Source organism: Methylobacterium cerastii, assembly GCF_022179125.1.
In the GTDB taxonomy this organism is placed as follows: Bacteria; Pseudomonadota; Alphaproteobacteria; order Rhizobiales; family Beijerinckiaceae; genus Methylobacterium; species Methylobacterium cerastii.
In genome coordinates, this window is the sequence record NZ_BPQG01000083.1 from 39,498 (window position 1) to 50,433 (window position 10,936).

Consider the following 10,936-nt stretch of genomic DNA (forward strand, 5'->3'; position numbering starts at 1 on the left):
CTCATCCCCGGTAGCGCAGCGCCTCGACCAGCACGACGAACGCCGGCGAGGGCCGGCACACGGTCGGATAGTACAGGTGATAGCCTGAGAATGGCGGGCACCAGTCATCCAGCACCCGAGTGAGCCGACCGTCGTCCAGGCCGGCCTGCACCTGGTCCTGCGGCAGGTAGGCGATCCCGAACCCGTCGAGCGCCGCCTCCAGGATCAGGGTGACCGTGTTGAAGACGAGTTGCCCCTCGACCCAGACGCGGACGTCCCGCCCGCCCTTCTCGAATTCCCAGGCATAGAGCCCCCCGAGCGTCGGCAGGCGCAGGTTGATGCAGGAATGGTCGGTGAGGTCCTCCGGCCGCTGGGGACCCGGACGACCCGCGAGGTAGGAGGGCGCCGCGACGGCGGCCATGCGCATGTCGGGCGCGATCCGCACCGCGGCCATGTCCTTGGCCACCGTCCCCCCCAGCCGGATGCCGGCGTCGATGCCCTCGGCGACGATGTCGGTTAGGCCGTAGTCGACGATGGTCTCGACCTTGATGTCCGGGTTACCCGGCAGGACGCGTCGGAGGGCGGGCCAGAGGACCGTTCGTGCCGCGTGTTCGTCCGCGGTGATCCGAATGGTCCCAGCCGGCCTGCCGCGTATCTCGGCCAGGTCGACGAGGCCGGCCTCGATCTCGTCGAAGCGCGGCCCCACGGCCTTGAGGAGCCGCTCACCTGCCTCGGTGGCCGACACGCTCCGGGTCGTGCGCGCAAGAAGCCGTATCCCCAAGCGCGCCTCAAGGGCCCGGACCGTCTGGCTTAGCGCCGGCTGCGATACTCCGAGCTGCGTGGCCGCCTTCGTGAAGCTGCCCGCCCGCGCCACGGCGACGAAGGCACTCAGGTCGTTCAGGCTCTCACGCAACATCCATAAGCTCTGCTCATGACCCCATGTTCATTTGAGCACCTAATCGGGTTCGCACCCAAACGCTAGTTTCCGATCCAGCATCGCCGGGGGCCTTCGCGCTCCCGGACCCATCGATCACGACGGAGCATGGCCATGGACATCAAACGCGCGGGCTCGCAGCCCTCCGGCAAGGGCCCGGACGAATGGTTCACCGGTACGGTCCGCATCGACCCGCTCTTCGGCGCGACGGAGCCGGCCCGCACCAGCGGAGCCCTCGTGACCTTCGAGCCCGGCGCCCGCACGGCTTGGCACACCCATCCGCTCGGCCAGACCCTGGTCGTCACGGCGGGTTGCGGTCGGGTCCAGCGCGAGGGCGGTCCCATCGAGGAGATCCGTCCCGGCGACGTGATCTGGTTCCCGCCCGGCGAGAGGCATTGGCATGGGGCCGGCCCGACCACCGCCATGAGCCACATGGCCATCCAGGAGGCGCTGAACGGCAGCCCCGTCGACTGGATGGAGAAGGTCTCCGACCGGCAGTACGGCGCCTGAAGACCGCCCTCGACCTCGAACATCCAGGAAGGGGCAGCCTGCCCATGAACCCGAACCATGCCTGCGCGGACGATGCCGCCTTCGGTCGCGAGACGGCGGCCCGCGGATGGGGCGCGGTGTTCGCCATGACCCTTTGCGTCGCGACGCTCATCGCCTCCGAGTTCATGCCCGTCAGCCTGCTGACGCCGCTCGCGGCCGACCTCCACATGACCGAGGGGCATGCCGGCCAGGCCATCGCCGTCTCCGGCCTGTTCGCGGTCATCACCAGCCTCGTCATCTCCACGGCCACGCGCGGGATCGACCGCCGCACCGTCTTGCTCGTGCTCACCGTCCTGATGATCGCCTCGGGCCTGATGGTGGCCTTCGCGCCGAACACCGCGGTCTTCATGGCCGGGCGTGCCCTGGTAGGCGTCGTCATCGGCGGCTTCTGGTCGATGTCGACCGCGACGGTCATGCGTCTCGTACCGGAGTCCGAGCTTCCCCGTGCGCTGGGCCTGCTCAACGGCGGCAACGCCCTGGCGACCACGGTCGCGGCGCCGCTGGGCAGCTTCCTCGGGGCGTATATCGGCTGGCGCGGCGCTTTCTTCTGCGTCGTCCCGCTGGGGGCCGTGACACTGGCTTGGCTCTTCATGAGCCTGCCTGCGATGCCCTCCGCCCGGACAGCCAACGGCGGCACCGTCTTCCGGGTCCTGCGCAAGCGCCAGGTGCCTCTAGGTATGCTCTCGGTCTCGCTGTTCTTCCTCGGGCAGTTTGCCCTCTACACCTACCTGCGCCCGTTCCTGGAGACGGTGCCGCGCGTGGATGTGGCCACGCTGTCGCTCATCCTGTTCGGCACCGGCGCGGCGGGTCTCGTCGGAACCTACCTGATCGGGTTCCTGCTCAAGACACGCCTCTTCAGCCTGCTGATCGCCATGCCTCTCGTGATGGCGATCATCGCCGTCGCCCTGACGGTGGTCGGCGGGTCATCGGTTGCGTCGGCGACGCTGCTCGCCGGATGGGGCCTGGTCGCCACCGCGGCACCCGTGGCGTGGTGGACCTGGCTGAGCCGGGCGCTGCCCGACGAGGCCGAGGCCGGCGGCGGGTTGCTCGTCGCCGTGGTGCAACTCGCCATCGCCCTCGGGGCCACCCTTGGCGGCCTCGCCTACGACGCGAGCGGCTACCGCGCCACCTTCGCGGTCAGCGCCGCCGCGCTCTGCGCCTCGGCCCTGGTCGCGGCCCTCGCCTGGCGCCAGCGGCCGAACGCCTGAACCCCGAAATCCCGCCCAAACCGATACCGAGGAACCCCCATGCAGATCACCTTCGAGAACAAGGTCGCCCTCGTCACCGGCGCGGCCATGGGCGTGGGTCTGGCGACCGCCCGGATGTTCGCCGAGGCGGGCGCCGCCGTCGTGCTGTCCGACCAGAACGAGGAGGCTTTGCGAGCCGCCACGGATCGCCTGGAGGCGGAGGGCCATCGGGTGCTCGGCGTTCGCTGCGACGTCAGCAAGGCTGACGATGTGGCCGCGATGGTCCGGCGCACGGTCGACACCTACGGCCGCCTCGACGCCGCCTTCAACAACGCCGGCATCCAGATCCCGGCCAACGACGTCGTGGACGTCCCGGACGCGGACTACGAGCGGGTCATGGCGGTGAACCTGCGCGGCGTCTGGAACTGCATGCAGGCCGAACTGCGCCAGATGCAGGCCCAGGGCAGCGGCGCCATCGTCAACTGCTCGTCCATCGGAGGGCTCATCGGCAATCCCGGCCTCGCCGCCTATCACGGCACCAAGTACGGCGTGATCGGGATGACCCAGAGCGCGGCCCTGGAGAACGCTCCGCGCGGCATTCGGCTGAACGCCGTCTGCCCCGGAACCATCGACACCCCGATGGTCGCCAAGATGCTCAAGGAGCAGCCCGAGGCGATGGACGTCATCATGGGCAAGCAGCCCAACAAGCGCCTCGGCCGGCCCGAGGAGGTCGCCGCAGCCGTACTGTTCCTCTGCAGCGACGCGGCGAGCTTCGTCCTCGGCGTCGCCCTGCCGGTCGACGGTGGCTACACCGCCACCTGAGGGGTCGACCATGCGACGCAACGTGTCCGCGCCGGCGCTCCTGGCAGCCATACTCGCCAGCGTGTCCGCGCTCCACGCCGCACCCGGCCCCGGGCCCCGCACTCCCGGCCCCAAAACCGAAAAGGCACCCGCCATGGAGACCGTGCAAATCCGATTGGGCACCGCGAACGGCGAGAGCGTCACCGCGACGCTCGGCGGCGGCGCGTCCGCCCGCGCGTTTCGCGCTCTCCTGCCCCTTACGGTGGAGCTGACCGACTTCAACGCGACGGAGAAGATCGCGGACCTGCCGAAGCGTCTCGCGACCGAGGGCGAGCCGCCGGGTGTCGATCCGGAGCCCGGCGACCTGGCCTACTACGCCCCCTGGGGCAACCTCGCGATCTTCTACAAGGACTTCACCTATTCGCGCGGGCTCGTGCGCCTCGGCCGGTTGGACCGCATCCCCGATGCCTTCCGGAAGTCCGCCCCGGTCAAGGTGACCATCGAGGCCGTCCCATGACGCGGGGATTACGGAACAGGCACGCCCTTGCCCTGACGCTCGCCGTCGTGGGCTGCCTCTCGGGAGCGACCGGTGCGAGTTCGGCCGAGGATGCGATGAACCAGCTAGCCTACGACGCCCAGACACGCGGACCCGTGCCCATTCCGCCAGGGGAGCGCGACCTGCAGAGCGTTGTCGCGCAAGCCTGGTTCAAGGTGTCGGATGAGGGCGTCCCCCTGGAAGGGCCTTCCTTCGACCGGGCGGGCGACCTGCTGTTCACCGATGCCGGTACCGGCCGCGTGCTTCGGCTTACGGCGGACAAGCGCCTGACCACGGTCGTGCCGACCAACGACCTCAACCTCGGCGGCCTCGCGATCCATAAGGACGGCCGCATCTTCGCCGCCGGAACCGGCGGCTTCAAGCGCGGCACCATCGTCTCTGTGCGACCCGACGGCTCGGACATGCGGACCGTCATCCCGCCGGAGGCGGGGTACGTCGTCAACGACCTCGTCTTCGATGCCGAGGGCGGCTTCTACTTCACCGACTTCCGGGGCACCTCGACCGATCCGAAGGGGGGCGCCTACTACGTGGCGCCGGACCTCACGACCGTCACCCCGATCCTGCCGAACCTCGCGCTGGCCAACGGCGTGGCGTTGAGCCCGGACGGCAAGACCCTGTGGGTCACCGAGTTCGGTCGCAACCTGCTGCACCGGGTCGACCTCGCCGACGCGACCACCCCCACCCCGCTCGGCACGGCGGTGGCCTACCACTTCACCGGTCCGCCGCCCGACTCGATGCGCGCCGACTCCGATGGCAACCTCTACGTCGCCCTGTACGGCCAGGGCCGCGTGCTGGCGTTCAACCGCAACGGCATCCCCATTGGCCAGGTGCTGCTGCCCGGCCGAGACGACGGCCACAACCTGCGCTCCACTAGCATGGCGCTGCGGCCGGGCACCGACGACCTCCTCATCGTCACGAACGACGGCCCGGGTGGCCAGGGCTCCATGATCTTCCACGCCAAGGCATTCGCGAAAGCACTGCCACTCTTCTCGCACCAGTGATGGCCGCCTCCGGTTCCGCGCCAGAAAGCACCCTCATGAAGACCAAAGTCGCGGTGCCCCCATCGGCGCGCACCGCAGTCCGTGATGGCCCTATGGCGATCTGGACGCGGCGAGCGGTAGCCTCCCTGCTCGTTCTCATCGGGCTCGGCCTGGCTGCCGGGGGCGCGGTACTAGCCTGGTCCGGCGGCTCGCCGTACTACCTGCTGACCGGGATCGCCCTCCTGGCGAGCGGCGTCCTCGTCTGGCGTCGCGACCAGAGGGGCGTCCCGCTCTTCGCGGCGATGCTGGTCTGGACGACCGCCTGGGCCGTCTGGGAGGTGGGCTTCGATCCCTGGCAGCTCCTGCCACGGCTGCTCGCGCCCTTCGTCCTCGGACTAGCGCTCCTGTTGCCGCCCGTCCGGAGCGGCGGGCCCCGCAGGCTCACCGGTGCATGGGGATGGCCGGCCTTCGCCGGGGCCCTGATCTTCGCCGTGGTCGCGGGCGGTGCCCTGCACCCGGAGGCACCGGCCGAGCCCATCCTGCGCCGTGGCGTCGCCGAGCGTGCGCCCGGCACCCTGCCGCAACCCCTGGCCCAGATCACGGGCGAGGACTGGCCGAGCTTCGGCAACGACCAAGGCGGCACGCGCTTCAGCCCGCTCACGGACCTGACCCCGCAGAACGTCGGCAAGCTTGAGGTGGCGTGGGAGGCCGAGACCGGCCCGGACACGCCCGGACCGGCGACCGCCCTTGAGGCGACGCCGATCATGGTCGGCGACGCCCTCTACCTGTGCGACGGCCACAACCGCGTCCTCGCCCTCGACGCCGAGACCGGGCGCGAGCGTTGGCGCCACGACATGTCGAACGGCACCCCGCCCTCGGGCAAGCCGTGCCGCGGCGTCGCCCATTACCGCGTGCCAAACGCGACCGGCATGTGCGCCACCCGCATCATCGCGGCGAGCCAGACCCCCGAGCTGATCGCCCTCGACGCCGCCACCGGCAAGCCCTGCACCGACTTCGGCAAGGGCGGACGCGTCGACCTGCGCGAGGGTATCAGCACCTACCCCGCCGGTCAGTATTACGTGAGCTCGGCCCCTCAGATCATCCGCGGCAAGGCGGTGGTGGGTGGCGGCATCCCCGATGGCCAGTTCTGGGGCGGCCCGTCCGGCGTGATCCGCGCCTTCGACGCCCGGACCGGCGAACTGTCCTGGGCCTTCGATCCCGGCCATCCCGACCGGATCGGCGCGCCGCCGGCCGGGGAAACCTACACGCCGTCCTCGCCCAACAGCTGGGCGCCGATCAGCGCCGACGAGGCGCTCGGGCTGGTTTACCTGCCGATGGGCAACGCCACGCCAGACAATTTCGGCGGCCTGCGCCGGCCCTTCGACGAGGAGGTCTCCAGCGCCGTCATCGCCCTCGACGCCGAGACCGGCCGCCTGCGTTGGCGCTTCCAGGCCACCCACCACGACATCTGGGACTACGACACCCCCTCGCAGCCGACCCTCGTCGACATGCCCACCGCGAACGGCGTGCGGCCCGCCCTGATCCAGCCGACCAAGCGCGGCGAGATCTTCGTGCTCGACCGCGAGACCGGGCAGCAGATCAAGCCGGTGACCGAGGTGGCGGCACCGCAGGGGGATCTCGGCCCGGGCGAGCGCCTGTCGCCGACCCAGCCCGCCTCCCTCGACCTGCCGGCATTCCGGGGAGCGACCCTGCGGGAGTCGGACATGTGGGGCGCGACTCCCGTCGACCAGATGCTGTGCCGCATCCTGTTCCGGCAATCGCGCTACGAGGGGCACCTGACGCCGATAACGCTGGGCAAGCCCGTCCTGATCGATCCGGGCTCGGTCGGCGGCGTCAACTGGGGCAGCGCCTCGATCGACGTCGACCGCGGCATCATGGTCGCGAACTGGATGCGGTTCCCCGACCGGGTCGAGCTCGTGACCCGCAAGGTGGCGAACCGGCGCAAGCTGAAGCTGTCGGACGGGCAAAGCCCCGGTGGCGACGCCGACCGGCCGATGCTGAACACGCCCTACGGTGCCTATGGCGGCCTGTTCATGTCGCCGCTCGGCGTGCCCTGCACCGCGCCACCCTGGGGCCTGATCGCCGCGGTGGACCTGTCGAGCGGACGCTTGCTCTGGTCCAAGCCGCTCGGGACCGCCCGTGACACCGGGCCGTTCAACATCCCGTCGATGCTGCCGCTGACGGTGGGCACGCCGGTTTCGGGCGGCGCCGTCACCACGCGCGGCGGCCTCGTCTTCGTCGGCGCCAGCATGGACCGCACCTTCCGGGCGCTCGACGCCGCGACCGGGCGGGAGCTCTGGCAGGCCCGGCTTCCGGGCGGCGGCAACGCCACGCCGATGACCTACCGCAGCCCGGTGAGCGGCCGCCAGTTCGTGGTGGTGGCGGCCGGCGGCAAGCCCCCGCTCACCATCAGCCTCGGCACCAAGCTCGTTGCCTACGCGCTGCCGCGCTGAACCCGTCCGTAAGGCCTTCCGAGGCCGCGCGGTGATCACGCAGATTCCGGAGATACCGATGACCCAGACCCATGATTTCACCGGCAAGGTCGCCTTCGTAACAGGTGCGACGAGCGGCATCGGGCGCGCCACCGCCCTGGCGTTCGCCAAGGCTGGCGCCGCCGTCACGGTCGCCGACGTGTCCGAGGAGGGCAACCTGGAGACCGCCCGCCTGATCGAGGAGGTCGGTGGCCGCGTGCTCGCGGTGCGGTGCGACGTGAGCAAGGCCGAGGACGTGAAGGCCGCGCTCGACCGGACCATCCAGACCTTCGGGAAGCTCGACTTCGCCTTCAACAACGCCGGCATCGAGCAGCCGGTGGCCCCGGTGTCCGAGATCGAGGACGAGGACGAGGACTTCGACCGCCTCGTCGCGATCAACCTGCGGGGGATGTTTCTCTGCCTGAAGCACCAGGTCCCGCTGCTGCTGAGGAACGGTGGCGGCGCCATCGTCAACACCTCTTCCGGCGCGGGCGTGAAGGGCATCGCTGGCCAGGCCGCCTATGCCTCGACCAAGCACGCCGTGATCGGCATGACCAAAAGCGCCGCCCTCGACTATGCGAAGGATGGAATTCGCATCAATGCGGTCTGCCCCGGCATCATCGACACCCCGATGATGCAACGGTTCACCGGCGGCACCCCGGAGGGCCTGGCACGGGTGATCGCGCAGGAGCCCGTCGGGCGAATGGGGAGGCCCGAGGAGATCACGGCGGCGGTGCTTTACCTATGCTCGGACATGGCAGCCTTCGTGATCGGGCACGCCATGGTAGTCGACGGCGGCCAGACGGTTGGCTGACGCCTGCACCCAGAACGGGAAAGCAGCGCAAAATATACCGCGTGTCCCTGGTCGGCCAACCCGAGGCCAAGTCTACAGCCCCCTCTTCCTAAGCAGACGTGCAGCTTCCGACCCAACTTCGCCTTTGAGGAGCTCCAACCTAAAGCTCGAAAGCAGACATCTCGCAACGAAGCGGTCGCTACACGGCAACCATGCTTGTGCGCCGACGACGGAGGGAAAATTCACCCAGAGGCAGTCGAGCAGAGATCAACGGCCTCAAGTTAAGGCACCTCTTCCCTCGGGGAACGCTCACTGCGCGGCGCATAGAGTGAGAGCCCTTCGGCTTTCTTCGCTTGGATGCGTTCGCGAAGGGACACTGCCCGCTGTGCAATGGCAGCGGCATCGCATCGGCGGCAGGGTCCACCGCGACCGGCGGCCTTACAGTCGGCGGGATGCTGGCATGTACGGCGTGGCATGACGGCGAGGAACAGTCATATCGCTGTCGGCAGTTAGGCCCTGGACGCCAAGGCGCAAGCCTTGGGTACGGCGCCTTCGTCCGAGAGGGCTTCCAGCTCTCTCAGGCTCAGGATGCGGCCGTCCGGTCCCGTGATGGTAACGTCAGTCAGCTTGCTCTGGATCAGGTCACGGTTCTTGCGCACAGCCCATTCCGGCGTCGGACAGTTGTAGGTCACTGTGCCGTTCTTCGAGAGACCCCGAACGATGTAGAGTGGGCGCTCTACCATCACAAGTCGATCCCTGCGGCCCCAAGGATGGCGCGCTGCTTGATGATGCCTATGCGATGCGAACGGACCACATGCTCAAACTCAGGGACCAGCGGATCGCCACCATCTCGGAGCACGGAGATCGTCTCCGAAAACGCGGATAGCACCGTCTCATCGAGGATGACGTTCAGGGCCGTCCGGTCGCGCAAGCGCTGGCAGGAAAAGTTCTCAACGGGGTTTTGGTACGCCATGGCGCATCAACCAGCCTGTCCCAGGTTCGGTTCGGTGACGACCGTTCAAAAACGTTGCCGGCGACCCGCCTATGGAGGGGGCAAGCAGCGTCGCCGCGGCTGATCGAAGGGGAATCCGTCGGCTGCTAATGCAGGAGGAATAAGACGCCTAGCGTGTTTCAAGGGCGTAGCTGCAGCATTTCACTTAAGTTGTGGCGTCAGCCAACAGAACCTAGGAGAGTGCTGCTTTCTGAGGAGAGCCACATGTCTCGCTACGTCATCGATAGCTGTGACGATGAACACTTGATCCTTGGCGACGAGGGCATTGCCTTCGATACCCTGGAAGATGCTCGCACGGCCGCGTTGGCAGCCCTTCCGGATATGGCTCGGGACAAGCTGGCCACTGGCGATCATCGGACCTTCTCAACCGCCGTGCGAGACATGGACGGTACGGTATTCTACCGTGCGACCCTTACGCTCGCGGACGAATGGCTGAACGCGCCGAACAGATAGCCTCCCCTTATTCAGCCTCATGAACTGCAATCAAGCTGCTCCTTTTTAATTTTTGGATTGCTGGCGCGCAATGTCTTGACCGATCTGAAGCAGCAGTAGGCGCATCAGAATCTGCATTTCCGGCATGTCGTAAGCTTTGATGTCTTCGTAGATGTCGAGGCAAGCCTGGGCTGGCCGCCGGAAAGCTGACGTTCAACCTTCAGCTCAGGCCGGCACCGCGATCTGCTTTCCCACGAAACAGAGGTGGGCGGCCTCTGCAAAGGCGTGCCGTTTGCCCGCTATTCTCGCGTAGGCAGCCTCGTCGATATCACGCAAGCGCGGACGGGCCGCCGAGGTTCTAGGCGCGGTGCCCGCTCCCCTCGGTCATCCCTGCTCCAGTAGGTTCGTGAAGTTCGCGACGATCCCGGGCATCCGGCTGCCCTTTCGGGACGAGGCCATCAACCGGACACGGTAGCGAGCGCCGTTTTCCCCCTCAATCGTCCGCTCGGAGGGTCGGCTCGCCGCCAGCACAGTCGGGATCTCGTCCAACAGCCACGTCAGGGGGATCGGCGTCGAGAAGTTGCGCAGGGACCGGCCGACGTCGCCCGGCTGGAGGCCGAAGATCTGCGCCGCGGCAGCGGTGAACATGCGGATGTGGAGATCCGGCGTCAGGAGCACGCTGGCGACGTTCATGCCCTCGAACAGCGTGGACTGGTCGTCGCTCATCTGATCGATGGCCTCGATCTTGGACGTTAACTCGGCATTTACCGTTTGAAGCTCCTCGTTCAGAGACTGCGTCTCCTCCTTCGAAGCCTCCAGCTCCTCGTTGGCGGCCTGCATCTCCTCGTTGACGGAGTAGAGTTCCTCGTTCGAGGATTTGAGCTCCTCAAGGGAGGTCTCGTACTCTTCGATCACGCCCTGCAACCGCTCGCGCGTCATGCTCAGTTCGCGTTCCAAGCCCTGGAACGCCGTGTCTCGCTCATTCGCCTCCAAGGCCTGCCGCTCCTTAACGACGGGCGCAGCGGCTTCGTTGAACACGACCAGGAACAATGGCTCGGTCGCGCCGGCAGTGTTCAACGGCTTGACGACCAAAGAGATCGTTTGAAGGCGGCCGTCCGGCAGCTCGACGCTGATGCTGTCGCGCACGACCCGAGTGTTGCCCTCGATCGCCTCGCGCAGCGCCGTTCGGAGATCCAGCCGCAGGCCCTTGCGCGCCATCGC

At 68.1% G+C, this 10,936-nt stretch carries 11 protein-coding genes; 8 read left to right on the forward strand and 3 right to left on the reverse strand.

What is annotated here, in order from left to right:
- Position 1: 1 nt before the first annotated feature.
- Positions 2-895 carry a LysR family transcriptional regulator gene (locus MFF13_RS22915; protein ID WP_238273013.1) on the reverse strand — a complete coding sequence of 298 codons (894 nt, stop codon included), beginning with the start codon at positions 893-895 and terminating at the stop codon, positions 2-4.
- 132 nt (positions 896-1,027) lie between these two features.
- Between MFF13_RS22915 and MFF13_RS22920 the strand changes: the two genes are divergently transcribed.
- The 7 genes from MFF13_RS22920 (at position 1,028) to MFF13_RS22950 (ending at position 8,292) form a co-directional block, all read left to right on the forward strand.
- Positions 1,028-1,423 carry a (R)-mandelonitrile lyase gene (locus tag MFF13_RS22920; RefSeq protein ID WP_238273014.1) on the forward strand — a complete coding sequence of 132 codons (396 nt, stop codon included), beginning with the start codon at positions 1,028-1,030 and terminating at the stop codon, positions 1,421-1,423.
- Between the two features lie 44 nt (positions 1,424-1,467).
- Positions 1,468-2,670 carry an MFS transporter gene (locus MFF13_RS22925; protein WP_238273015.1) on the forward strand — a complete coding sequence of 401 codons (1,203 nt, stop codon included), beginning with the start codon at positions 1,468-1,470 and terminating at the stop codon, positions 2,668-2,670.
- 39 nt (positions 2,671-2,709) lie between these two features.
- A complete protein-coding gene (locus MFF13_RS22930) occupies positions 2,710-3,471 on the forward strand; it encodes an SDR family NAD(P)-dependent oxidoreductase (RefSeq protein ID WP_238273016.1) in 762 nt (253 codons plus the stop codon).
- A 10-nt stretch (positions 3,472-3,481) separates the two neighbouring features.
- A complete protein-coding gene (locus tag MFF13_RS22935) occupies positions 3,482-3,967 on the forward strand; it encodes a cyclophilin-like fold protein (protein WP_238273017.1) in 486 nt (161 codons plus the stop codon).
- A 95-nt stretch (positions 3,968-4,062) separates the two neighbouring features.
- Positions 4,063-5,007, forward strand: coding sequence for an SMP-30/gluconolactonase/LRE family protein (locus tag MFF13_RS22940; RefSeq protein ID WP_238273018.1), 945 nt, complete (start codon positions 4,063-4,065; stop codon positions 5,005-5,007).
- Between the two features lie 35 nt (positions 5,008-5,042).
- Complete coding sequence (locus tag MFF13_RS22945) at positions 5,043-7,460, forward strand: membrane-bound PQQ-dependent dehydrogenase, glucose/quinate/shikimate family (protein WP_238273019.1); 2,418 nt, start codon at positions 5,043-5,045, stop codon at positions 7,458-7,460.
- A 58-nt stretch (positions 7,461-7,518) separates the two neighbouring features.
- Entirely contained in the window at positions 7,519-8,292 is a 774-nt protein-coding gene (locus tag MFF13_RS22950) for an SDR family oxidoreductase (protein ID WP_238273020.1), read from the forward strand.
- Between the two features lie 721 nt (positions 8,293-9,013).
- On the opposite strand, the gene MFF13_RS22955 is transcribed toward MFF13_RS22950, so the two are convergent.
- A complete protein-coding gene (locus MFF13_RS22955) occupies positions 9,014-9,244 on the reverse strand; it encodes a hypothetical protein (protein ID WP_238273021.1) in 231 nt (76 codons plus the stop codon).
- A gap of 243 nt (positions 9,245-9,487) precedes the next feature.
- Here MFF13_RS22955 and MFF13_RS22960 point away from each other — a divergent pair, with 243 nt between their 5' ends.
- Positions 9,488-9,736, forward strand: coding sequence for a DUF6894 family protein (locus tag MFF13_RS22960; protein WP_147814245.1), 249 nt, complete (start codon positions 9,488-9,490; stop codon positions 9,734-9,736).
- Positions 9,737-10,099: 363 nt separating this feature from the next.
- Here the strand turns inward: MFF13_RS22960 and MFF13_RS22965 are convergent.
- Positions 10,100-10,936: PAS domain-containing protein (locus tag MFF13_RS22965; protein ID WP_238273022.1), on the reverse strand; the 837-nt coding region annotated here is incomplete at its 5' end.

Excerpts from the sequence above, each read along its gene's own strand:
- MFF13_RS22925 (WP_238273015.1), top strand. The coding sequence starts at position 1,468 with ATGAACCCGAACCATGCCTGCGCGGACGATGCCGCCTTCGGTCGCGAG.
- MFF13_RS22930 (WP_238273016.1), top strand. The coding sequence starts at position 2,710 with ATGCAGATCACCTTCGAGAACAAGGTCGCCCTCGTCACCGGCGCGGCC.
- MFF13_RS22945 (WP_238273019.1), top strand. The coding sequence starts at position 5,043 with ATGAAGACCAAAGTCGCGGTGCCCCCATCGGCGCGCACCGCAGTCCGT.
- MFF13_RS22935 (WP_238273017.1), top strand. The coding sequence starts at position 3,482 with ATGCGACGCAACGTGTCCGCGCCGGCGCTCCTGGCAGCCATACTCGCC.
- MFF13_RS22940 (WP_238273018.1), top strand. The coding sequence starts at position 4,063 with ATGAACCAGCTAGCCTACGACGCCCAGACACGCGGACCCGTGCCCATT.
- MFF13_RS22955 (WP_238273021.1), bottom strand. The coding sequence starts at position 9,244 with ATGGCGTACCAAAACCCCGTTGAGAACTTTTCCTGCCAGCGCTTGCGC.
- MFF13_RS22960 (WP_147814245.1), top strand. The coding sequence starts at position 9,488 with ATGTCTCGCTACGTCATCGATAGCTGTGACGATGAACACTTGATCCTT.
- MFF13_RS22915 (WP_238273013.1), bottom strand. The coding sequence starts at position 895 with ATGTTGCGTGAGAGCCTGAACGACCTGAGTGCCTTCGTCGCCGTGGCG.
- MFF13_RS22950 (WP_238273020.1), top strand. The coding sequence starts at position 7,519 with ATGACCCAGACCCATGATTTCACCGGCAAGGTCGCCTTCGTAACAGGT.
- MFF13_RS22920 (WP_238273014.1), top strand. The coding sequence starts at position 1,028 with ATGGACATCAAACGCGCGGGCTCGCAGCCCTCCGGCAAGGGCCCGGAC.